The organism is Ruegeria sp. HKCCA0370, assembly GCF_013033705.1.
GTDB lineage: Bacteria > Pseudomonadota > Alphaproteobacteria > Rhodobacterales > Rhodobacteraceae > Ruegeria.
The window spans coordinates 151182-173178 of the sequence record NZ_WQEP01000006.1; the positions used below are offsets into that span (position 1 = coordinate 151182).

Sequence of the window (21997 nt, forward strand, 5' to 3'; positions counted from 1 at the left end):
ATGTTATAAGCCGCGACAACAAAAAAGACCGGACGGGACATGAGCAGCACCCCCAAACTCGAGGATAACCTCCGCGCGGCGATTCTGGCCGAGCCGGATGTCGTGCTGGACGACAAAGACCTGATGCAGGCGCTTGTCGCAGCCAACGAGCAAGCGCGCGGCGACAACGTGATTGACCTGCGCGGCATTGCGATGCAACGGCTCGAGGCCCGACTGGATCGGCTGGAAGACACCCACCGTTCCGTCATCGCTGCGGCCTATGAAAACCTCGCGGGCACCAATCAGGTCCACCGCGCCATTCTGCGATTGCTGGAACCTGTCGAGTTCGAAGATTTCCTGCGCACGCTGGGCGCCGATGTGGCGGACATCCTGCGCGTCGACAGCGTTACGCTGGTTCTGGAAACAACCGTGGTTCAGAACGATCCCGCAATCGACACGTTGGGCGGGGTCCTGACGATTGCGGAACCCGGTTTCATCGACCGGTACCTGACCATTGATCGCGGCGGTCCTGCGCGGGATGTGATCTTGCGGGAAATCCATCAGCCGAGTCGGCGTATTTTCGGGTCACAGGCCGATCAGCTTCGTTCCGAGGCCTGCCTGAAGCTGGACCTCGGGGCCGGTCGCCTGCCTGGCATGATCGTCATGGCCGCCCGCGACCCGCGGCATTTCACACCGCAGCTGGGCACCGATCTTCTGGCCTTTTTTGCCGGCGTGTTCGAACGCTCGATGCGCCACTGGTTGTCGTGAGCCTGATCTCGCCTGCCTGCCGCGACGCGCTTCAGCATTGGCTGGACAGCCTGAGCGCACTGGCCGGACGATCCGAGAATACGCTAAACGCCTATCGTGGCGACGTCGTCGAGTTTCTGTCGTTCATGACCCTGCATCACGCCGAACGGCATGGCCTGAAGGCGCTGGAACGGATCACAGTGTCGGATATGCGCGCCTGGATGGCGGATCAGCGCGGCGCGGACGTCAGCGCGCGGTCTTTGGCGCGTAAACTGTCGGCGGTCAAAAGCTTCTACCGTTGGCTGGCAGAGCGTGAGGGGTTCGAGCCCACCGCCGTTCTGTCCACCCGCGCGCCGAAATTCACCAAGAAACTGCCCCGGCCACTGGCCGAAGATGCAGCCCGCGCCATGATCGATACGGTGGAACTGCAATCCACATCCGACTGGGTCGCGGCGCGCGACGTCGCGGTTGTGACGCTGCTGTACGGATGCGGCCTGCGCATATCCGAGGCGCTGTCCCTGACCGGAGCGGACGTGCCTTTGCCCGCCACGCTGCGCATCGTCGGGAAAGGCGACAAAGAACGGGTCGTACCGGTTCTTCCTGCCGCTCGCGAAGCGGTCGACAGATACCTGAAGTTATGCCCCCATCCACGAGCACAGGACAAAGCCCTATTTCGAGGTGTCCGTGGCGGGCCATTGAACCCACGTGCAATCCAAGGGGTTATGGCCAAAGCGCGTATGCAGCTGGGCCTGCCCTCAACCGCGACACCTCACGCGTTGCGGCACAGCTTTGCCACCCACCTGCTGTCAGCCGGAGGCGACCTGCGTGCCATCCAAGAGCTTCTTGGCCACGCCTCTTTGTCGACGACTCAGGCGTATACGGCGGTGGACACAGCGCGGTTGATGGAGGTCTACAACCGCGCGCATCCCAAAGCCTGACGTGCACATCACCTAGAAACCCGGGCTTTTGGTTTGCATCTCGGACGCGCATCAGTCATGACGCTCGCATGACACTCAGATTCAAAGCTCTTTCCGTTCATCTCTTTACTGCAACAGGCGCTGTTTTTGCCATGCTGGCCATGCTGGCCGCAGTCGAAGAGAAATGGAGCCTTATGTATCTTTGGCTTGTCGTGTCTTTCATTGTAGACGGTATCGATGGCCCGCTGGCGCGACATTATCACGTCAAGCACAACGCGCCCGAGTTCGACGGCGTTCTGCTGGATCTGATCATCGATTACCTGACCTATGTGTTCATCCCGGCCTTTGCCCTGTTCAAATCGGGGCTGATGGACGGCTGGACCGGATGGTTCGCGATCATCGTCATCACATTTGCCAGTGCGATGTATTTCGCGGATACACGCATGAAAACCAAGGACAATTCCTTTTCCGGTTTTCCCGGGTGCTGGAACATGTTCGTGATCGTGATCTTCGCGCTGGAACCGAATTTCTGGATCATCCTGCTGCTGGTCACCCTGCTGTCGCTGGCCATGTTTCTACCGCTGAAATTCGTTCATCCCGTGCGCACCGAGCGCTGGCGCAGCCTGACTTTGCCGATGGCGCTGGCATGGACGTTCTTCGCGGGTTGGGCCGCATGGGTCGATTTCCACCCGGAAAGCTGGGCCCATTGGGGGCTGGTCATCACCAGCCTGTACCTGACCTTCGCAGGCATCGCCCAACAGGTTGTTCCGCAGCGCCGCGCCTGACGCAGCGCTGCCCGTCCCGTTTTACAGAACGTCCTGCACCTCGAATTCGGTGCCGTTATGGGTAAAGACGTCGCCCTTTTGCAGACCTGCCATCGCCAGATATATCGGGCTTTGGGTTGAAATGCCCATATAGGTCTTGCCATCCACTTCAAACCGCGTTGTTGAAACACACACAACAAATCTGCGGTTGTTGAACTTGATCACAGCTCCTGGCCTGACCGTGTCGGCAAGGCTGAAATCGGTATTTTCGATGACATCAATCTTTGCATGATGCGCATGGACCGGGGCATCAAAGGCAGCCGCCAGATCGGCGTTTTCCCGCGATGCGGCAATGTCATCCTTGTCGTGACCTTCCCGGTCGTCCAACTGGGCATCTTTCAAAAACGCATCGTAATGCGCCTGCGCCGTTGCAAGCTCTTGCGCTTCAAGCGACATCAACCGGTCGATAATGGCCTTCTTGCGGGCTGCACGGTCTTGTTCAGTGGTCATGCAATGCGGTCCTTCAAATTCAGCAATGGTTACAAGTTGTGTCTGCAAAAAGCGGATTGCAACCGAATTTCGACGCTCAGATCAAAAGACCTGCCGCCCGCTCATGCCGCAACAGGGCAACTTTCGTCTCAACACCACCGTCGCCCGAAAAACCGCCCAAGCCATTTGCGGCCAGTACCCGGTGGCAGGGAATGATCACGGGAATGGGGTTTGATCCGCAGGCTTGGCCAACCGGCTGGGCGGGCTGCCCCAGTTCTTTGGCGATATCGCCATAGGTGCGCGTTTCTCCAAGCGGGATGGCATACATCATGTCACAGACCCGCTTTTGAAACTCTGATCCGTCAACGCGATACGGCAGATCGAAACGGTCAAGCCGTCCTTGATCATAGGCCCTCAACTGGGCGGCGGCTTCGCGCAGCAGCGCAGTCGGCTCACCCTCGTCCCTGCCGTTCCAGACAAGCCGTGTAAGGGCCCCGTCTGTTTCTTCAACACCAAGTCGTCCGAACTGAGTTTCAACGGAAATCATCGCCATGGACCGACGGTTTCAGATCAAAGCGCCAAGCACAAGCGCGGGAATGTGCAAGACCACGCAAAAAGTCATTTTTGGGCATTGGCGCCATTCGTGATACGCTCCTGCCGTTACTTAAAGAGATTTTGGAGAACGCAATGGGTCGACATTTGATCCTCACGGTACATGGAATCGGTGAACAAAAACCCGGCGAAACCGTCGATCAGGTCGTTGGCGCAGCGACAACCTGGCTGGATGGAAACCCCAGACCACCGATCGAAGTCGAACGCGGCATGATCGAACTGGCCGAATCCACCTTCGACGGAAATCCAAGAAATGCAGAGCTGTTCGAAGTCAATCTGCGCACGGTGACTGACCCGGCTGTTCCTCAGGACAAGGCCCTGTTTGCCGAAGTTTATTGGGCTGATCGCTCTCCGGCCCCGAAAGGAGCGATCAAAACCGTGCTGGACCTGATTTGGGTCGTTCTGGCGTTGGGATATCTGGCGATGGACAATGTCGAGCAAACCCACATCCGCAAAGGCGTTGCCTCGGACCAGCCCAATGGCAGGAATACACTTGCGGCACAGCTGGTACATCTTTTCACATGGATCTTCTTCGGTGCGGTTGCGACGCTGAACGTCTTTTTGTTGATTGGTGCCGCAGCGGTCATGACCGACCGGATACCTGTCTCGGTTTTCCAGAACCCTACCCTGTTGTTCTGGCTTCTGTTCGGGCTGTACGCCGGCGGGGCCATTGTCGGGCTGGGGCAAAGCCGATCGGCGCCGACCTATCTCAGGCGGGTCTTCTGGCGTGGAATGCTCGCAATGGGAACAGCACTGACTCTGTGCCTGGTCATAGGACCGCTGGGCCTGAAATTGTGGGTCTGCGTCCCTTCCGACACGGGAAATTGCCCGCCGGCCCTGGAGCAATTCGTGGCGTTTCAGGTTTTTCTGCTCTCCATCTTCTGGGCGACTCTTATCTTCCTGACACTCATTCTTTACGCGTTGTCCGCCTGGACGTTGCAGATCAATGACACACTTTCAGAGCACAGGCGGCTGTACCCCAGCATCTGTGCAGGCATGCTGGTTTTCTGGATGTTCTTCATTTCCGGCCTCTGGTTGACCATAGAGCAATTGCTGGAAACTGTTTCGGGCCTGTCCGGCGGTCAGCTGCAACGTCTTTTTGAAAGCAATTTGAACGAGTCCATCGAAACTCTCAGCGTGGCCTTTGTGGCCATCGTTCTGTTGGGGTTCGTTGGCGTCGGGCTTTTTGCAGGTCGCAAAACGTACAAGGCCAACCTTCACACCCGCAGCGGTCTAATCAGCCGGGCGATTGTAAACCGGCTGGCGCAGTGGGTCTTTCTGTTTGGTACAATCGTGCTGGTTCTGGTCACGATCCGAGAGATCGCAGCCAACCAGAGTTTTGAGGCCGCATGCAACGTGGGCATAGGTGAAACCAACCCGATCTCTTGGGCTTTGGACAGGTTGGCCTGTTCGCAAGGCGAGATCGGCCTGATCGTTCTTGGCGCAACTGCGTTGATGTACCGGTTTTCTGATTTTGTTTCCGCCGGGCTGGGCGTTGCACGGGATATCGTTACCTACGCCATTCGTGACAAATGCTATCTGGGAAAAGATCTGGAAACGCGACAACGCAACTATCCGGATCGCAAGGCGATAGACGAGCGTTTCTATCGCACGTTGTACTATGTTCTCGATATCTTTCCAGCGGATCATATTACGGTGATATCCCATTCGCAGGGCACCGTGATTGCCACACAGATGCTTGCTGACCCACGCGTCCAGAGACGCATCGGCGGGCGGACTTTGACACTCATCACGATGGGCTCTCCGGTCACGCATATCTATCAGCGCTATTTTCCCGAGATGTTCACCATCACCGCCAGTCAGTTGAACGCCTCGTGGTTCAACATCTTCCGGCAGGACGATTTTGTCGGAACCGAGATCGAGGGTGGTCTCATTTTTGCAAATCGAAACATCCCGGTCGATCCCGGCGGGCACACCGGTTACTTTACGGACTATCAGGTTTGGAAAGCCCTGTCAGATCCCGCGATTGGCTTTGATCTGTTCAATCCAACACCGCAGCCTGTGCAGACATAGCCCTAAATGCCCCCCGACTGAATTCGGGGGGCGCGTTGATTTATCCCAATGCCTCATTGCAGCGCCCGCAGACGCCCGCGTGGGTGTGGCGGCCCACATCAGGCAGGATTTTCCAGCAACGCTGACATTTCTCGCCTTCTGCTTTTTCGAACACGACGGCAACGCCTTCGATTTCCGGCACACGGAACGCCTCGGCCGGGGCGGGATCGCCGGTCACGGTCAGGCCCGAGGTGATGCACATGTCGTCCACGTCGAACGTGGCCAGCAGATCGCGGGTATCACCATCCTCGACATGCACGATCGGTGCCGCCTCGAGGCTGGAGCCGATCACCTTGTCCTGACGCTGAACCTCGAGCGCGGCGGTCACGGCCCGGCGCACACGGCGCACCTTGGCCATGTTGGCCTCAAGCTCGGCATCGCGCCAATCGGCGGGTGTGTCCGGAAAGTCCACCAGATGGACCGAACTGTCGTCGCCCGGGAACCGCTCCAGCCAGACCTCTTCCATGGTGAAGACCAGAACCGGGGCCAACCAGGTGGTCAGACGGTGGAACAGGATATCCAGAACAGTGCGCGCGGCGCGGCGGCGTGTGCTGTCTCCGTCGCAGTACAGAACATCCTTGCGAACGTCGAAATAGAAGGACGACAGATCAACCGTAGCAAAGTTGAACACGGCGCTGAAAACACCCTGGAAGTCAAACGCGGCATAACCCTTGCGCACCTGCTCATCCAATTCCGCCAGACGGCTGAGAACCCAGCGTTCCAGACGCGGCATATCCTCGGGCGCGACGCGGTCGGCCTCGGTGAAGTCGGCCAATGAGCCCAGCATGAACCGCATGGTGTTGCGCAGACGGCGATAGCTGTCGGCGGTGCCTTTCAGAATCTCCGGCCCGATCCGCTGATCGGCGGTATAGTCGGTCTGCGCCACCCACAGGCGCAGGATATCGGCGCCGTATTGTTTGACGACCTCTTCCGGCACGATGGTGTTGCCCAGCGACTTGGACATCTTGTTGCCTTTGGCGTCCAGCGTGAAGCCATGGGTTACTACATTGCGGTAGGGCGCACGACCCTTGGTGCCACAGGCTTGCAGCATCGAGGAATGGAACCACCCGCGATGCTGGTCGGTGCCTTCCATGTAAACGTCGGCGATGCCGTCCTCGGTGCCGTCCTCGCGATCGCGCAGAACGAACGCGTGGGTGGAACCCGAGTCGAACCAAACATCCAGCACGTCAAAGACCTGTTCGTAGTCGTCCGGGTTGGCAATTCCGTCGAGGATCTTTTCCTTGAAACCGTCGGTGTACCAAACATCCGCACCGTCCTTCTCGAACGCCGCCTTGATGCGGGCGTTGAGTTCGGCGTTGCGCAGCAGGTAATCCGCGTCGGTGGGCAGAGCGCCCTTCTTGGTGAAGCAGGTCAGCGGCACACCCCATGCACGCTGGCGCGACAGAACCCAGTCCGGGCGGGCCTCGATCATCGAATACAGGCGGTTGCGGCCGGACTGCGGCGTCCACTTCACCAGCTCGTCAATCGACCGCAGGGCACGTTCGCGGATGGTGTCGCCCATCTCGCCCATACCGTCATCCAGTTTGCGGTCGACGGATGCGAACCACTGCGGCGTGTTGCGATAGATGATCGGCGCCTTCGAGCGCCACGAATGCGGATAGCTGTGCTTGATCTTGCCGCGCGCCAGCAGCCCGCCGACTTCGGCCAGCTTGTCGATGACGGCCTTGTTTGCGTCACCCTCGCCGCCCTTGCGGGACAGGATGTATTTGCCGCCAAAGAACGGCAGATCGGCACGGAACGAGCCATCGTCCATCACGTTATAGGTGATGACCTGTTCCAGCATGCCCAGATCACGGTACAGCTCGAACTCCTCCATCCCGTGGGACGGCGCGCAGTGGACGAAACCGGTGCCTTCGGTATCGGTCACGAAGTCAGCGGCGCGGAAATCGCGGATGTCGTCCCATTCGCCATTGCCGCCTTCGGCCCCGGCCAGCGGGTGAAGCAGCTGCACGCTCTCCAATTCGTCGGCGGTCACGTCGCGCACACGGGTCCATTGCTCGTCGTTCAGACGGGCACGGCCCAGAACGTCAGCGGCCAGATTGTCGGCCAGCAGGAACTTGTCGCCTACCTTGGCCCAGCATTCCTCGGGCGTGCCGGTAACTTCGTAGAGACCGTAGGAAATGTCCTTGCCATAGACGACGGCCTTGTTCGACGGCATGGTCCACGGCGTCGTCGTCCAGATTACCACATAGGCATCATCAAGATCGCCCGCATTCACGACCTTGAACTTCACCCAGATGGTGAAGCTTTCCTTGTCGTGATACTCGACCTCGGCCTCGGCCAGGGCCGTCTTTTCGATGGGCGACCACATGACAGGCTTCGAGCCCTGATAGAGCGTGCCGTTCATCAGGAACTTCATGAATTCGTCCGCAATCACCGCCTCGGCGTGATAATCCATGGTGATGTAGGGATCGGCCCAGTTGCCGGTGATGCCCAGACGCTTGAACTCTTCGCGCTGGATGTCGATCCAGCCCTCGGCGAACTTGCGGCATTCCTGACGGAAGTCGACGATGTTCACCTCGTCCTTGTTCTTGCCCTTCTTGCGGTACTGTTCCTCGATCTTCCATTCGATCGGCAGGCCGTGGCAGTCCCAGCCGGGGACGTATCGCGCATCAAAGCCCATCATCTGATGGGATCGCACGATCATGTCTTTGATGGTCTTGTTAAGGGCGTGGCCGATATGCAGATGCCCATTTGCATAAGGAGGGCCATCGTGCAGGGTAAAGGGCGAGCGGCCCTTTTTCTCGCGCAGGCGGTCATAGACACCGATGGTCTCCCACCGTTCCAGCCATGCGGGTTCGCGCTTGGGCAGGCCGGCGCGCATGGGGAAATCGGTTTTGGGCAGGTTCAGCGTGTCTTTGTAATCAGGTGTCTGGATCGTGTCGGCGCACATTTGGGGCGTCCTTTGGATGATCTGGTCGTCTATTGGATCGAAGCGGTCGGTGCGAAGTCTCAAACACCTTTGCCCGGCGTCTCAGGAGGTCAGAGCGCCGGGGATATAATTCGAATAATGATGGCCATCCGGTCATGCATGACCGCGCTTATATGACGCCTGCACCTAATGGTCCAGAGGTTCTGCCCGCTGCAGCGAATGGCGCAGTTTCGCCCACCGGTTCAGCCACGCGAGACCGGCCAGCGCAAGGCCCAGCGCCAACAGCGAAAACACCCGGATCAGGCCCCCCAGACCGGCGATGTCGATCAGGAAGACCTTGGCAACCGCCAACCCGATCACCGCCAGCCCTGCCTTGCGCATCAGGTCGGATCGGCGGGCAAGAGATTGATAGAACAGAGCGGCCCCGATCAGCAGCAGCACCAAAGTGTAGGTATACAGTTCCGGCTGGGTGACGCCGTTGCCTTCATACATACCCGCCGCGCCCTGCCAGACGTGACGGATCGTCAAACCCAACCAAACTGCCGCTAACGTCCCTGCAACGGCAAAGCTTGCTTGCATGATCGGTTTCGGCATTTCCCGGATCCTCCAGGCCGATCCGCCGATGACCAATGCGGGCAACAGATAGGCAACGGCCAGCGTATTCAAAACCGGCGGCCCAAGAACCGGATCCGCATTCGGATCAAACAAGGGGCTCTGGTCCGCCAATGCCTGCAACAGATAGAAAAGGCCATGACCCGCAAAGAACAGAGCAAGCAGGTATCGCAAATAGTTCAGTTTGCCACCCAACCCGAACCTCTGCACCTGCGCGAACGCAAGCAAAAGCCAGATGACGGCCAACAGACCCAGGCCCCAATGGCTGTTGTCAGCGCCGCCCTCGCCGAAGCCTTCGAGCCAACGCAGCAGCAGCAATGAAAGCAGGATACCCGCTGTCGCCCAGGCCGCACTTTCCAGCAGCAGCGCCGCCAGTGGGCGCTTCAACGGACGCAAAAGCCACCAGCCCACGACAAATCCCAATGTGGCCACGCCATAGACCATCGCCATCTCGGACACCGGAGCGGAATTGGCCCAGTCCAGCCCGGGATCAAGCACCAAACGCACCGTGACGGTAAAGACACCAGCCCAGATGAACCAGCTCATCGGCGGCAGGATGAACCTGCGGTCCAACGCGGCCGCAACAACAACGCTGGCGACCAATGCAACCGTCAGCGCCGCCGAGCTGAGCACGATGACACAGGCAAAGACCAGACACGACAGCATGGACAGGGTGGCCAGTGCCGCCCGCATCCGGTCATCGCCGTCAACGCGGGCAAAGCGTTCAGCCAGAACCACCATCAACACAGCCAGCGCAATCGCGTGGAGCGCCCAAGGATAAGCCCCGATCACCGAAGCCGGATGCCAGCCTGTTTCCAGCGCGATGGCCAGCACGGGTGCAAAAAGCGCGGCTCCTCCGGCCCAGACGGCGCGATACTGGTTTGCCTTGAATGACCGCCACGCCATCAGGGCCGACATCAAACCTCCCAAAGCGACCAGCACAGTGACCACCATCGGATAGTCGGCCTCGGGCGTTTCCGCGTAAGTGCCCGCAAACCTGTCCAGAACCGCGCCATTCTCAAGCCCGTGAGAGGCGACAAAGACCACCAATCCAGCCGCAGGCAGGACGGTCAGGTCCCGAAGGGCCGGTGCATCCTTAGCCCATAGAAGCAGCGCCAGAACAAGGGCAGACAACAGGCACACGCCCAACCAGAATTCGGGTTCCGTGTCCGCCCAATGCCAGGACAGGATCACCGTACTTGCCGCGATGGCCCCGGCGGCCAGTCGAGTTGGGAATTCCGGCCAAGGGCGGGCCTTTGGGCGGCGGATCATCTCAGTCAGCATGGGGCCCGCGTGATTTGGCCAAATGCGCCGCACCGGAATGGCGGTTGCCAAAAGCGCCAGCACCGTTGCCGCGATCAGGTATCCCGATTCCGTACTCGGCGCGCCCATCACCAGAAGCAGGTTCGCCGCATAGGCCCCGAACAGTGTCAGGACCGAGATCCATGCCCAGCGCCGTACCGTGTCGATACCCAGACCCAAGACGGCAACCAGCAGGAAATACGCGTAAAGCCACGACGGATCATCGGACGCGCCTCCGACCAGGAAAGGCGCCGCGAAGGCACCGATCAAACCGACCGCAGCCAGCAGCGGACCATGGAACCACCCCAGAACGAGCCCCACCAGCGCGACAACGACCATCCCTGCCAGTGCCGTTTCGGCACCGATCAGGTTGTACAGCTGGCGCGCGGACAGGATCGCCCCGAACAAAGTGACAAGCCCGGCACCGGAAAAGACCGAGGGCAGATAGGCGGTTGCCACCGCTTCGTCATCACCGAACTTGCGGCGCAGGACTTCTCCTCCGATGATCAGAACCGTGCCGAAACCCAGGGCAGCGACGACACGGGCCGCCGGCGGCAGCAAACCGTTTTCGACGCCGTATTGCACAAGAAAAATACCGGCCAGCGCCAGAGACAGGGCCGAAACCACATAAAACCAGTTCTCGCGCAGCCACGCGCCCAAAGCCGCAAACCTGTCATGGCGAAACACGACAGCCGGAGAAGAAACCTCTGCATCCTGAGCGTCGGCACTGTTGTCTTCCTGCCGTTTTGGAGCCGACCAAGGTGCCGGCCTGCGCGGCTTTTCTTCAGCAGCAGGTTGCGGTGCAGGCGTTTCCTGTTCCGGTTGCGGCAGGACCGTCGCATCGCCTGAGGCCAAGGCGTTAATTTGCGCTTCCAGCTGCTCTACTCGGCGACGCAAACGGGAATGCCCGACCAAAAGTGCGATCAATGTCACAGGGATGGCCAGAACAATCAGGCCAACAAGAACAAGCAGCGATTCCAACCGAGTCTCCGATCCTTTTGGAGGTCAGGCTATCTTGAGCCGTCCGAAAGTGACAGTAAGGAAAGCTGTGATCCGATCTAAAGCACCGAAATCGCCGGGCGCGCGATCGTCGGCCTGAAAAGGTCCGGGGTCTGCGGTAAGGCCCACTGCAACAACCGTCATCCCAGCGCCGCAAATTTCATGGGTGGAACAAGGACCCGACGAGATACGCGATCAGCGCGGCCAGCCCGCCGATCAAAAACGTCTCGATCCCCGACCGCCACCAGGGGGCCAGTGACCACCGGCTTTTGAGCGCGCCAATCGCAAAAAAGACAGCCATGGTCATCCAGGCCGAGATCGCAAACGCGTTCGGCACGGACGCCAGAAACGGCAGCAATGGGATCATCCCCGCCACCAGAAACGCAAAGAAGGTGGCCAATGCGGCTTTCATCGGATGCGGGTCGACACTGCCCAGACCATATTCACCTTCGATCATCAGGTTGATCCAGTTTTCGTTGCTCGAGGTGATCTCTGCCGTGGCATCGATCAGAATGTCGCCAGACAGCCCTTTTTGCGCAAGGATCTCTCGCACTTCTTCGCGCTCACCATCCGGGTACAACGCAATGTGGCGTTCCTCGACCGCGCGGATGCGGCGAATGTTGTCCAGTTCGGCCTTGGTGCCCGAATAATTGCCCGCAGCCATCGAAAACCCGTCAGCCAGAACATTCGCCAGGCCAAGCGCCACGATAACGAAAGGGGAAAGACCTGCCCCTGCAACGCCTGCCACAATGGCAAATGTGGTGACGGACCCGTCGATGCCGCCATATACGACATCACGCAACACGCCGCGGCCGGGCGGCGCGTTGATCCGTTCGGCGATTTCCTGCGGGCTGTGACCGTGATCCGTCATGGCTGGCTCCTTTGACACATTCAGTGTGCCGAAGCGCAGGCCGGGGCGCCTTGCTTTGGATCAACCCTTGGAAAACAGGCCCTGCAAGGCGCGCTTGATGATGCCCCGCGTCGAAGGTTTGTGCCTGTCCGAGAAGGGCAACGGGCGGCACACCTCCATCGCGGCCACACCCACACGAGCGCTGAGGGCCCCGTTGACCAGACCCTCGCCGAACCGGCGTGACAGTTTGCTCAGAACCGAACCGCCCAGGACGGGCTCCAGCAGATCATCGCCGACTGCAACCGCCCCTGTCGCCACCAGATGCACAAATACACTGCGGGTCAGACGCCAGCCGCCCAACGTACCCGCGCGCCCGCCATAGATTTCGGCAACCCGGCGGATCATCCGCAATGACGCGGCCAGCGCGGTTATCACATCCGCAAGCGCCAATGGCACCAATGCGGTCACGGTTGCAACTTGCCGGGCCGCGGCCTCGACTTCGCGGCTGGCGGCTTCGTCCAGAGGCGCCAACAGCTCAACTTCGGCAAGTTCCAGCAGAGCTGACGCATCGAACTGATCCGCCATCCGCTCGGTCAATCGTTCGCGGCCCCAGCGCGTGTCTTCCCGGCCTTTGTAGAATGCGATGATACGATTGGTGACTGCGCGGGCCTGAGCCAGATCGTCCTCAGCCAACGCGGCATCTGCGGCCCGGCGCAGGCCATCCACACGGGACAACCGCCCCAATGCGGCCAGTTCACGGATTGCAATCATAAGCGCCACAAGAACCAGCGCGGCGATCAATCCGGTTACGATCCAACCCAAAAAAGGCGTTCGCGCCACCAGCGAAGTTGCAAAATCCCACGCGGCCACCGATACGGCCGCCCCGATCACTGCCAGTGCAAGCCCCCAGAACCAGCGTGCCAGAGCCGATGGTTTGCGCGCCGCCAGCCGCGCCGCGCTTTGCATCGCCTGCCCTTGTGGTTGCGCGATGTCCGGCACCGGCGGGGCCTTGGCGACATCGGCAGGGGGCTCATCCGTTTCAAGATCGATCAAAACCGGGCCTTTAGCCATTGATCACATCCTCGCTGCGCCAGACAAACCGTATGTCCGGCAGGTTTTCGTCGTTGTCCGCCCCATCGCTGCGAGCCACCTCGGCAAAGCCGTTACGTTCATAAAACCGGCAGGCTCGGGCATTGTCCTGAAACGCGTACAAGCTCAGCTCTGAGCGGGCCGATTTGGCGTGATCCAGCAATTGCCGACCAATCCCGCGGCCCCGAACCGAAGCATCCAGATAAAGCGAATGGATTTCACGACCGTCGAGCGCCAAAAAACCAACAACGCCGGCCTCGGTTTCGGCCACGGTCACCCATTCCAGATCAATCATTCGACCACAGAAAGCGATCGTCTCGGCGCAGCTGTGCAATTCAGGCATCCAGTCTTTTTCCAAGGCGAAATTGTGCAGGATCGACCCGATGGTGCCCGCATCCGTCGGGCGTGCGTGGCGCAGAATTGTCGTCACAACCGATCTCCGATCAAGAACTGTGCCGCCCTGTCCAGCCGGATATGCGGCGGGCCATCACCGGGTTTCAGCGACAGCTTTGCCGGGGCAAAGGCCATGAAGCCGTAATCTTCGCCCAACCACGCATCAGCCCCGTTGCGGGCCGGACCCAACAGATGCGCTGGATCCTCGGGCAATTCTCCCGGGTAGAAGGCGGCCTGTTTGCCGCTCTCCAACAGGGTACCCCGAACGCATGGCAAGTCTGTCCCGTCGTGGTGGCGCAGTTCTTCGGTCGTAGCACGCAGCGAAGCCAGAGACAGGGCCTCGGTCCGGGCTCCGGCGAAATTCGCCCGATCACGCGCCTCGCGCGTCAACGCCTCGATAATCGCAGTCAGGCGGGGATGCTGCAGGTGGTGCAGGTGGTCCGCTTTTGTCGCCGCGAAAAGGATGCGCTCAACCCTTTTGCCCAACAGCAATTGGCTGAGCCACGCATTTCGGCCGGGGCGAAAGGCCGACAGGATATCAGCCATGGCGCGGCGCATATCCTCGACCGCCTGTGGACCTTTGTGAATAGCGCCCAGCGCATCGACCAGAACCACCTGCCGGTCGATGCGCGAGAAATGATCGCGAAAAAACGGTTTCACGACCTGGGCTTTATAGGCTTCGTATCGCCGTTCCATCTCGCGTTGAAGCGTTCTGCGCCGCGACGGGCCAGACACCACCAACGGCGCAAAGGTCAGAACCGGAGATCCGGCCAGGTCCCCCGGCAGCAGGAACCGCCCGGGGGTACAGTCGTAATACCCCGCGTCACGCGCCTGATTGAGATAGGTCGTGAACGAGGATGCCAGCGCCTGCGCTGTCGGCTCGTCATGCGCGCCGGACGGGTCTGCGGCATGGGCCTGCCCCAAATACTCGGCTGCCTCCGAGCGGGCCTCGATACGTTCCAGTGTTTCCCGAGACCAGTCTGCATAAGACCTGTCTAGCAGGGCCAGATCCAAAAGCCATTCGCCGGGGTAATCGACGATGTCCAGATGAACGGTGCGCGGTCCCTGCAAGCCGGCAAGCAAGCCGGCTGGGCGGGCTTTGAAGGACAGGCGCAGCTCTGACACCGCGCGCGTGCTGTCCGGCCAGTGCGGTGTCGGACCCGTCAGGGCGGACAGGTGCGTTTCATAATCGAACCGGGGTACGGTGTCATCCGGTTGCGGTTGCAGATAGGCGGCATTGATCCGACCTTCCTGCTGCGCAACCAGCCCGGTCATGCGCCCCCGATCCAGCAGGTTCGCCACCAGCGAGGTGATGAAAACCGTCTTGCCCGACCGCGCCAACCCGGTGACACCCAGGCGGATTACAGGCTCAAAAAACGTCTCGGATACGCTGTCGCCGATGGTTTCGACGCCGCGCACAAGACTGTCTGCCAGTGATGAGATGACCAATCCGTCGCCCCGCAATTATCGTTTCACCCAAGATAGGTAGAGGGTACCGCACATACCAGCGCTTTCGCCCCCTTGCCCGTTCCCGCGCCGCGCTGTACCAGCGGCACATGCCCAGATACGCGTTGAAAGTCGAATACCAGGGGGAGCCGTTTGCCGGATGGCAGCGGCAAAAGGATCAACCGTCCGTGCAGGGGGCAATCGAACAGGCCCTGTCCCGCATTCAACCGGGTGCGCATACGATTGCTGCCGCAGGGCGCACCGACGCCGGTGTTCATGCATTGGGACAGGTTGCTCATTGCGACATGGCCAAGGACTGGAATCCGTTCCGCCTGTCCGAGGCGCTGAACTATCACCTCAAACCGCAGCCGGTGGCGATTGTTGAGGCAGCACGGGTCGACGCGGATTGGCACGCCCGGTTTTCGGCGGTCGAACGGCAATACCTGTTCCGCATCCTGATGCGGCGCGCGCCTGCAACCCATGACAAAGGGCAGGTTTGGCAGATCAATCATCCGCTGGATGTCGAGGCCATGCAGGAAGCGGCGAACATGCTGCTGGGTCGCCATGATTTCACGACCTTCAGGTCGTCGATTTGTCAGGCGGCCAGCCCGGTCAAAACTCTGGATGAGTTGCGGGTTGAACAGGTTCAGGGATTTTCCGGCCCCGAGGTCCATTTCCACGTTAGGGCACGGTCATTCCTGCACAATCAGGTGCGCAGTTTCGTCGGAACCCTGGAACGTGTGGGCGCCGGCGCGTGGACCCCGGAAGATGTTCGCAAGGCGTTGGAAGCCGCCGACCGTGCGGCCTGCGGGCCAGTGTGCCCGCCGCAAGGGCTGTATCTGGCGCGGGTTGGTTACCCGGAACCGGTATTCGACTGACCTAAATCGCTCGCAGAAGCAATCCACTTGCGATCACGGCAATGATCAGCCCGGCGACCAGTTCGATGGTTGGGGCCAGCACCGATGCGAACCGTGTGGCCGAGGCTGAGGCCAGCAGACCTCCGCGAAGGCCAAAGGACGTCCATCCCACCAAGGTCGTCACCAACGCCGTGCCCAATGCCATGGCAAAGGCCCCGGCGATACCGACCATCGCGATGCCCATCTGCCACGTCAGGATCAGCACGAACAAAGCCCCTGTGCACGGTCGCGCCGCGATGCCTGCTATCAGGATCAGGGCCTCGCGCAGTGAACCCACATTTGCAATTTCCTGCGCGGTGGGGCCATGGCGGTGACCGCAATCTGAGCAGACCTCTCCTTCGTGGTGGTGATGATGCGTGTGATCGTTTTCACGATGATGGTGATCATGGGACGACGCGATTTTCCGTCTCCTTGCGAAACTGCGCAAGGACCGGACCACCAGCCAAAGACCGATAAGGGCAATTGCACCGTAGCTGATCGGAGCCATGACCTGTTCCGTCATTCCAACAAGGCTTTCGCGGGACATCTGGAACACCAGCACCCCGGCATAGACCAGCACGACGGCCGTCACCGCCTGCCCGAGGCTGGACAATACACTGATCGCCGATAGCCTCCAGAAAGCAACACGCCGACCCAAACCGTAGCCCCCGATCAGGACCTTTCCGTGGCCGGGGCCGATGGCATGAAAGAACCCGTAAGCGAAACAGACCGTCAGCAGCGTTGCCACCGCCTCGGGCTGCTCGGCGCGCGCGGCACGCAAGGACCGGGCGATCTGGTTCTGGAATTCCCGCTGTTCCCCCGCGGCCCAGGCCGCAAGGCTGTCAAAGCCTCCGCTGCCCCAGAACCAGAGCAGCAGACCGCAGGCGAGAGCAACCGGAACAATCAGGTAGCGGGACATGAAACACGGATCTCGGTCGCGAAGCTTTCACCGACCAGAGGAATATCGTTTTCCTCGAGGTCATAATCTGCGTCCAGTGTCAGCAGGAACGCCTGCATCTGCGCAAGTTGCCCGTCGATGTCCGGGTCAAACCGATCCATCCGGCACGCAACAGGGCCTGTGACGGTCACGGGCCGCGTCACCTCGTAGGCGGTGTAAAACGTCTCATCAAATGCCTTTGCAGACAATGCCGTGGCAGGCACGGAACCAGCCTCCACCGCCCTGAGATGCGTGGTGACAACGCGCCCGTCTTCAACTGTCGCGTGCGCCTCCATCGGACCGGAAAGTGCAACCGGGTTTCCGTCTGCGGTAACGACAAGATCGCCGTTGTATCCTTCCACCCACTGCGTATCGAACCCGGTCAGGAACCGTTCTTCGCTTTGTGTCAGAACGCCGTCGGCATCCTGATCCAGCTTCATGTCTTCCAGAACCAGCAACGAGTAGAATTCGTCATACGCCCAGGTCACGCGGACATGGGTCAGTTGACCAGCGTCATCCACGATGAATTCCAGCCCGGTATCAATGAAGACATGCGGGTGGGCGTTGGTCTGCATCGGCAAGCAAAGGATCAAAGTGGTTATAAGGTAACGCATGAGATCAAGATAGGTCTCCCTCCGTTTGGCGGCAACGACATTTTCAATCCCGATGCGAAATCCGGCCCGACATCAGGTCGGCGGAAACAGAACCAGTGTTTGCAGCGCAGTACCCACTGGACCTTGCGTATCAAAGAGCACGGACTGAGACATGCCGATGCCGGAAGGCTGCCAATGCGAAACCGACTCGGATGCCAGCCAGTCCGAAACCGGTTCACGGTGGATATGCACGGTCAGGTCGGTGTTCATGAACCCCATTTCCGAGGTTGGCGCGTTCCACGAGATACCGTTGCCACAATCCGCCAACGGGCACAGGGCCTGTATGGGCGACTGATCCTCGCCCTGCAAAAGCTGCGGAGAGCGCATCCAAATTGTTTTGGGCCCGGCACCCTGTTTTCCCCCTGTCGGATAGCGAATATCGCTGTAATGGGCGAAACCGGGCAATTCGTGGCGAATTTCACCTATCGGAAAAGGGCCCTCGACAATGTCCTCTATCCTCGGCGCATCTATCTCGACATTCGGCACCTGCCCCAGATCGCGCCGCAAAAGATGCATCGTGGTGGCCGTGGCGCAGAGCGTGTCATCAAGATCGTGTACCGTGACCCGCGTGATGCCCAGCGTCTTTGTGTGGCGCGTGGTCTCTGCCGCAACGCGAAGCCCGGCCAGCGGGAGCGGCCTCAGCAAATCGACAGTCAGTCGGGTCAGCATCTTCTCGGGGCCGATTTCGGTTTCAGCGGCCCGAACGATCAAACCGCTGACCGGCCCCGCGTGGCAATGTGCGGCAGACCAAGGCCCGCGCGCTGCATCGTTGCCAACAAACGCCCCGTCCTCGCGTTGATGAAAATAGGTCGTGTTAGTAAAGTCGAGCGCTTCGGCCATGTGATCCTCAGGTCTGTTCTTGCGCAAATCGTTTCCGTTTGTCTGAAGCCAGGCGTTCAAACACTTTCCCCGTTCCGACTTTGGGGGCGAATTTGTTTGACACGCTGGCCTTGCGATCAGTTTCGCCATCACCGCCAGGGACACATGCGTCATCCATCCGAGTGACCTCGGCCCCGGTCATATCTGCAACGTCTTGCAGATGATCATGAATTTGCACGGCCAGGCTGAATGTCATGTTTTCGGAAATGTCCCACTGAAGCACCGGGTCCGTGCTATACTTTTGCCGCAAGGATGGCTTAACTGCCCGGGCCCTGTCCACCGCAGTGACGGGACGTCACCACATCAAACATATGCAGGAGCCGCACATGGCGTTGTTGATCGAAACCGGGCTGTCCAACTGGATAAGTGATGACGAAATTGCCCGCAGTTTACAGGCGGTGTTGCCGGATGCGGATATACGCACCGCCGAAACGCTGGGCAATCCGGATGACATAACGATGCTGGCCGTGGTTGACATGCAACGTGACCACCCGACGCGACTGCCCAACCTGAAACTGGTTCAAAAGCTGGGCGCAGGGGTCGAGACCATTGTCAGCCATCCCGGCCTGCCCGGCCACGTGCGCATCGCCCGCCTGAAGCCTGACGCCCCGGCACAGGGCATTGCCGAGTGGTTTCTGGCCTATATCCTGCGCGCTCAGCGACACATGGCGTTTCACGAAGCGGCTCAAACCCGCGCCGAATGGTCCCCGCGCGCACCGGTTTTTACGCCGGACACCGTGGTCGGTGTTCTGGGTCTTGGCCACATCGGCGCCCGCACCGCGCGGATGCTGCACGCCGTGGGCTTTCAGGTCATGGGCTGGAGCCGGACGCCCAAAGCCATTGAAGGCGTAACTTGCATGCACGGGCAGGACGCGTTGCCCGCGCTTCTTGGCCAATGTGACCACGTTTGCGCCATCCTGCCCTCGACCCCACAGACCGCTGGCCTGTTTGATGCCCGGATGCTGGCGGCGATGAAACCCGGTAGTCAGTTGCTGAACGCGGGGCGCGGAAATCTGATTGATGAGGACGCCCTCATCGCGGCACTGGAAGCAGGGGTTCCGGGGCATGCCGTGTTGGACGTCACCTCGCGGGAACCTTTGCCACAAGACAGCCCGCTATGGCGCCACCCCGGCGTGACGATCACTCCACATGTTTCAGGCTGGCATCTGGGCGACGCCTTGTCGGATGTGGCTGAAAACTTCCGACGCCTCAGTTCCGGCGTGGCCTTGCTGCATGAAGTCAATCGTGATCAGGGCTACTGAATTCTGAGCTGATAATCAGGGCGTAAGGATCCAATTGCCGTTGCCGTCGTTGCAGCGGCGGGTTCGAATTTCCCTGCTCTGATCACCGCCTTCCGGCTGAATCACATGCTGAAGACCAACGCAATTTCCCTGTACCGATCGCACCCGGATTGTCCCCTTGGAACCCGTGTCGTCATTCTTCCATGACCGTTCCTGGCCCACGGAAGGCGTACCGCTGGTCAAAAGCGCGTTCGAGGCTGCGTTGACCACTTCGAAATCTGCCGGAGACAACCCCATCTCGGCTATGATTCGAGAAAGGGGCTTGGCCTCGACCACAGTGCTCATCAATAAAATGCCGCATGCGGCGATGGCGGTAAAACATGGGGCATTCATGGCGGCCTCGCAGAGCTGAAATCATTTGTGGTCAAGGTTATACCTCTAATCCGGCAGGGCCAAGCCCCTGACGCGAACCTTCAAAACACCCCGGAAAGACCTGTCTGCGAGACTTCTCTTCGCAAGCCCGCAACGCGGGCGATCCGGGGTGGTTCGGGCATTGGCGGCACAGGGACTGCAACCGACATTTGCCATTGCCCACAGCTCGCCGGTAACACCTTTCCGACGGGGTGGCGTCGCAAGTTTCTGACCTTGGGGCTTCACAGGCGGGCCGGAATTTGCTGAAATCCAAGTAAATTCTGATTTTGAGCACTGGAGATTGTTCCATGAAACTACGCCCTGCCCTGCTGGCCGTCGCAGCACTCGCTTCATCCGCGGCCCTTTTTGCATCCCCCATCTCGGCCAAAGAAGAAACCAAATCCGTCTTCGTCATGAGCCGCACCTGGGCGGTGACACAGGTTTCCGACGCGCCGGTCGTCTATCGCGCCACGCGTGACAACAACAACCTCAACCCATTCGGCCCGCCGCCGCGCCTGCGCACCGTTCAGGCCATTGCCGCGATTCAGCAGGCAACCGGGTGCAAACCGATCGTGGCCAGCATGTATCAGAACATCTCGGGCCAGTTTTTCTCGCAGGTCAGCTGCAACTGACACGGCGTCAGATCAGGCATTGAGGTCGCCCGACCGGCCTGCCATAGCTTGCGCATGAAACTCGCGATTAACGGATTCGGCCGCATTGGCCGCACGATCCTGCGGCAGGTTCTGGCCCTGCCGGAAGGGGCAGATATCGAGTTGGTGCTGATCAATGACATCGCGCCGCTGGACACCTGTGCATACCTGTTCAAATACGACAGCACGTTTGGCCCCTATCCCGGCGATGTGTCCGCAGGGGACGCCGCGCTGATCGTGGATGGGCACTCGATTCCCATGACCCACAGCGATGATCTGTCCCGCGTTGATCTGTCGGACGTTGACGTCATGCTGGATTGTACGGGTATCGCCCGCAGTTCGGACGTTGCACGTCGCGGTTTGTCTGCGGGCGCAGGCAAAGTGCTGATCTCGGGCCCCTCCCCCGCTGCTGATGTCACCATCGTTCTGGGTGCGAACGAAGACCAGTTGGGCAGCGCCCGGATTGTGTCAAACGCATCCTGCACCACAAATGGGCTGGTGCCACTGGTCAAGGTCATCGACGATATCGGCGGTGTTGCGTCGGGGCACATGACCACCATCCACTGCTATACCAACAGCCAACCCATGGTCGACGCGCCGCGTGGCGACCTTGCCCGTTCTCGGGCTGGGGCGCTGTCGATGGTTCCGACCACATCGAGCGCGATGCACCTTATCGATGTCGTCCTTCCGCATCTGGCCGGGCGTATCTCGGGCGCGGCTGTCCGCGTTCCCACTGCAAGTGTGTCAGCCGTGGACCTCGTGGTCACATTTCAGCGCGGCATGAGCGCTGAAACCTTCGATCGAGCCCTGAAGCACGCCGTTGCTGCATCTCCGGTGCTTGGCTGGACTGATTTGCCGCTGGTCTCGTCCGACTTGCGGTCCCGCCCTGAATCGCTGGTTGTTGCCGGGCCCGAGACCCGTATGGTGGGTGAAAACCAGGTCAGGGTCTTTGGTTGGTACGACAACGAATGGGGCTTCTCGGCGCGAATGCTGGACGTGGCCCGCCTTATGGCAGCCGAATAGCCGGGCGGCAACCTCAACACAATTTGGCCGAAAAAATTCTCGTCTCATGCATAATTCCTTTCCCCATCCGCTTTCAGATGCTCTAACCTGAATTCAAAGGGCCGTGCACGACACGGACAAGAGAACTGGAATTGGGACAGTT

General features: G+C 60.0%; 21 protein-coding genes. 8 read left to right on the forward strand and 13 right to left on the reverse strand.

Features of this window, described 5'->3' with window-relative positions:
- The first annotated feature begins 39 nt into the window (after positions 1-39).
- The 3 genes from GOW31_RS14040 (at position 40) to GOW31_RS14050 (ending at position 2428) form a co-directional block, all read left to right on the forward strand.
- On the forward strand, positions 40-747 hold the full coding sequence (locus tag GOW31_RS14040) for a DUF484 family protein (protein ID WP_152457214.1): 708 nt from the start codon (positions 40-42) through the stop codon (positions 745-747).
- Entirely contained in the window at positions 744-1664 is a 921-nt protein-coding gene (locus GOW31_RS14045) for a tyrosine recombinase XerC (RefSeq protein WP_171117476.1), read from the forward strand. The genes GOW31_RS14040 and GOW31_RS14045 overlap by 4 nt, the downstream gene beginning before the upstream one ends.
- 68 nt (positions 1665-1732) lie before the next feature.
- Positions 1733-2428, forward strand: a complete 696-nt coding sequence (locus GOW31_RS14050) for a phosphatidylcholine/phosphatidylserine synthase (protein ID WP_152457212.1) — start codon at positions 1733-1735, stop codon at positions 2426-2428.
- Between the two features lie 21 nt (positions 2429-2449).
- Here GOW31_RS14050 and GOW31_RS14055 read toward each other — a convergent pair whose 3' ends face one another.
- Both GOW31_RS14055 and GOW31_RS14060 read right to left on the reverse strand, forming a co-directional pair.
- Complete coding sequence (locus GOW31_RS14055; RefSeq protein ID WP_152457211.1) at positions 2450-2917, reverse strand: hypothetical protein; 468 nt, start codon at positions 2915-2917, stop codon at positions 2450-2452.
- A gap of 76 nt (positions 2918-2993) precedes the next feature.
- Positions 2994-3449 (reverse strand): methylated-DNA--[protein]-cysteine S-methyltransferase, encoded by a 456-nt coding sequence (locus GOW31_RS14060; protein WP_171170871.1) that lies wholly within the window; start codon positions 3447-3449, stop codon positions 2994-2996.
- Between the two features lie 134 nt (positions 3450-3583).
- Between GOW31_RS14060 and GOW31_RS14065 the strand changes: the two genes are divergently transcribed.
- Entirely contained in the window at positions 3584-5542 is a 1959-nt protein-coding gene (locus GOW31_RS14065; protein WP_171170873.1) for a hypothetical protein, read from the forward strand.
- Positions 5543-5582: 40 nt separating this feature from the next.
- Here GOW31_RS14065 and ileS read toward each other — a convergent pair whose 3' ends face one another.
- The 6 genes from ileS to GOW31_RS14095 all read right to left on the reverse strand — a co-directional run bounded on the left by ileS (position 5583) and on the right by GOW31_RS14095 (position 15168).
- Positions 5583-8495: an isoleucine--tRNA ligase gene (ileS, locus tag GOW31_RS14070; RefSeq protein ID WP_171170875.1), complete on the reverse strand. Its 2913-nt coding sequence runs from the start codon at positions 8493-8495 to the stop codon at positions 5583-5585.
- A gap of 165 nt (positions 8496-8660) precedes the next feature.
- Positions 8661-11369 (reverse strand): DUF2339 domain-containing protein, encoded by a 2709-nt coding sequence (locus tag GOW31_RS14075; RefSeq protein WP_171170877.1) that lies wholly within the window; start codon positions 11367-11369, stop codon positions 8661-8663.
- A 178-nt stretch (positions 11370-11547) separates the two neighbouring features.
- Positions 11548-12258: a VIT1/CCC1 transporter family protein gene (locus tag GOW31_RS14080; protein WP_171170878.1), complete on the reverse strand. Its 711-nt coding sequence runs from the start codon at positions 12256-12258 to the stop codon at positions 11548-11550.
- Positions 12259-12318: 60 nt separating this feature from the next.
- Positions 12319-13308 carry a YcjF family protein gene (locus GOW31_RS14085; RefSeq protein ID WP_171170879.1) on the reverse strand — a complete coding sequence of 330 codons (990 nt, stop codon included), beginning with the start codon at positions 13306-13308 and terminating at the stop codon, positions 12319-12321.
- Positions 13301-13756 (reverse strand): GNAT family N-acetyltransferase, encoded by a 456-nt coding sequence (locus tag GOW31_RS14090; protein ID WP_171117459.1) that lies wholly within the window; start codon positions 13754-13756, stop codon positions 13301-13303. The genes GOW31_RS14085 and GOW31_RS14090 overlap by 8 nt, the downstream gene beginning before the upstream one ends.
- Entirely contained in the window at positions 13753-15168 is a 1416-nt protein-coding gene (locus tag GOW31_RS14095; protein ID WP_171170880.1) for a YcjX family protein, read from the reverse strand. Before GOW31_RS14095 ends, GOW31_RS14090 begins: the two co-directional genes overlap by 4 nt.
- 107 nt (positions 15169-15275) lie before the next feature.
- On the opposite strand from GOW31_RS14095, the gene truA reads away from it, so the two are divergent.
- Positions 15276-16043 carry a tRNA pseudouridine(38-40) synthase TruA gene (gene truA / locus GOW31_RS14100; RefSeq protein ID WP_171170881.1) on the forward strand — a complete coding sequence of 256 codons (768 nt, stop codon included), beginning with the start codon at positions 15276-15278 and terminating at the stop codon, positions 16041-16043.
- Position 16044: 1 nt separating this feature from the next.
- Here truA and GOW31_RS14105 read toward each other — a convergent pair whose 3' ends face one another.
- The 4 genes from GOW31_RS14105 to GOW31_RS14120 form a co-directional block, all read right to left on the reverse strand.
- Positions 16045-16980 (reverse strand): nickel/cobalt transporter, encoded by a 936-nt coding sequence (locus GOW31_RS14105; RefSeq protein ID WP_171170883.1) that lies wholly within the window; start codon positions 16978-16980, stop codon positions 16045-16047.
- The gene (locus tag GOW31_RS14110; RefSeq protein WP_171170885.1) at positions 16965-17612 is read right to left on the reverse strand and encodes a DUF1007 family protein; all 648 of its coding nucleotides are present in this window, start codon (positions 17610-17612) and stop codon (positions 16965-16967) included. The genes GOW31_RS14105 and GOW31_RS14110 overlap by 16 nt, the downstream gene beginning before the upstream one ends.
- A gap of 72 nt (positions 17613-17684) precedes the next feature.
- Entirely contained in the window at positions 17685-18491 is an 807-nt protein-coding gene (locus tag GOW31_RS14115) for a thioesterase family protein (protein ID WP_171170887.1), read from the reverse strand.
- A gap of 7 nt (positions 18492-18498) precedes the next feature.
- Complete coding sequence (locus GOW31_RS14120) at positions 18499-18726, reverse strand: hypothetical protein (protein WP_171117450.1); 228 nt, start codon at positions 18724-18726, stop codon at positions 18499-18501.
- A 130-nt stretch (positions 18727-18856) separates the two neighbouring features.
- Between GOW31_RS14120 and GOW31_RS14125 the strand changes: the two genes are divergently transcribed.
- Positions 18857-19792 carry a glyoxylate/hydroxypyruvate reductase A gene (locus GOW31_RS14125; protein ID WP_171170889.1) on the forward strand — a complete coding sequence of 312 codons (936 nt, stop codon included), beginning with the start codon at positions 18857-18859 and terminating at the stop codon, positions 19790-19792.
- A gap of 15 nt (positions 19793-19807) precedes the next feature.
- Here GOW31_RS14125 and GOW31_RS14130 read toward each other — a convergent pair whose 3' ends face one another.
- Positions 19808-20164: a hypothetical protein gene (locus GOW31_RS14130; RefSeq protein ID WP_171170891.1), complete on the reverse strand. Its 357-nt coding sequence runs from the start codon at positions 20162-20164 to the stop codon at positions 19808-19810.
- Positions 20165-20490: 326 nt separating this feature from the next.
- Between GOW31_RS14130 and GOW31_RS14135 the strand changes: the two genes are divergently transcribed.
- Positions 20491-20814 carry a hypothetical protein gene (locus GOW31_RS14135; RefSeq protein WP_170344942.1) on the forward strand — a complete coding sequence of 108 codons (324 nt, stop codon included), beginning with the start codon at positions 20491-20493 and terminating at the stop codon, positions 20812-20814.
- A gap of 54 nt (positions 20815-20868) precedes the next feature.
- The gene (locus GOW31_RS14140) at positions 20869-21855 is read left to right on the forward strand and encodes a type I glyceraldehyde-3-phosphate dehydrogenase (protein WP_171170893.1); all 987 of its coding nucleotides are present in this window, start codon (positions 20869-20871) and stop codon (positions 21853-21855) included.
- The last annotated feature ends 142 nt before the right edge of the window (positions 21856-21997 follow it).

Bases quoted from the DNA above. Each gene is read 5' to 3' on its own strand.
- GOW31_RS14040 (WP_152457214.1), top strand. From the start codon at position 40: ATGAGCAGCACCCCCAAACTCGAGGATAACCTCCGCGCGGCGATTCTG.
- GOW31_RS14050 (WP_152457212.1), top strand. From the start codon at position 1,733: ATGACACTCAGATTCAAAGCTCTTTCCGTTCATCTCTTTACTGCAACA.
- GOW31_RS14055 (WP_152457211.1), bottom strand. From the start codon at position 2,917: ATGACCACTGAACAAGACCGTGCAGCCCGCAAGAAGGCCATTATCGAC.
- GOW31_RS14060 (WP_171170871.1), bottom strand. From the start codon at position 3,449: ATGGCGATGATTTCCGTTGAAACTCAGTTCGGACGACTTGGTGTTGAA.
- GOW31_RS14065 (WP_171170873.1), top strand. From the start codon at position 3,584: ATGGGTCGACATTTGATCCTCACGGTACATGGAATCGGTGAACAAAAA.
- ileS (WP_171170875.1), bottom strand. From the start codon at position 8,495: ATGTGCGCCGACACGATCCAGACACCTGATTACAAAGACACGCTGAAC.
- GOW31_RS14080 (WP_171170878.1), bottom strand. From the start codon at position 12,258: ATGACGGATCACGGTCACAGCCCGCAGGAAATCGCCGAACGGATCAAC.
- GOW31_RS14085 (WP_171170879.1), bottom strand. From the start codon at position 13,308: ATGGCTAAAGGCCCGGTTTTGATCGATCTTGAAACGGATGAGCCCCCT.
- truA (WP_171170881.1), top strand. From the start codon at position 15,276: ATGCCCAGATACGCGTTGAAAGTCGAATACCAGGGGGAGCCGTTTGCC.
- GOW31_RS14105 (WP_171170883.1), bottom strand. From the start codon at position 16,980: ATGTCCCGCTACCTGATTGTTCCGGTTGCTCTCGCCTGCGGTCTGCTG.
- GOW31_RS14110 (WP_171170885.1), bottom strand. From the start codon at position 17,612: ATGCGTTACCTTATAACCACTTTGATCCTTTGCTTGCCGATGCAGACC.
- GOW31_RS14115 (WP_171170887.1), bottom strand. From the start codon at position 18,491: ATGGCCGAAGCGCTCGACTTTACTAACACGACCTATTTTCATCAACGC.
- GOW31_RS14120 (WP_171117450.1), bottom strand. From the start codon at position 18,726: ATGACATTCAGCCTGGCCGTGCAAATTCATGATCATCTGCAAGACGTT.
- GOW31_RS14125 (WP_171170889.1), top strand. From the start codon at position 18,857: ATGGCGTTGTTGATCGAAACCGGGCTGTCCAACTGGATAAGTGATGAC.
- GOW31_RS14130 (WP_171170891.1), bottom strand. From the start codon at position 20,164: ATGAATGCCCCATGTTTTACCGCCATCGCCGCATGCGGCATTTTATTG.
- GOW31_RS14135 (WP_170344942.1), top strand. From the start codon at position 20,491: ATGAAACTACGCCCTGCCCTGCTGGCCGTCGCAGCACTCGCTTCATCC.
- GOW31_RS14140 (WP_171170893.1), top strand. From the start codon at position 20,869: ATGAAACTCGCGATTAACGGATTCGGCCGCATTGGCCGCACGATCCTG.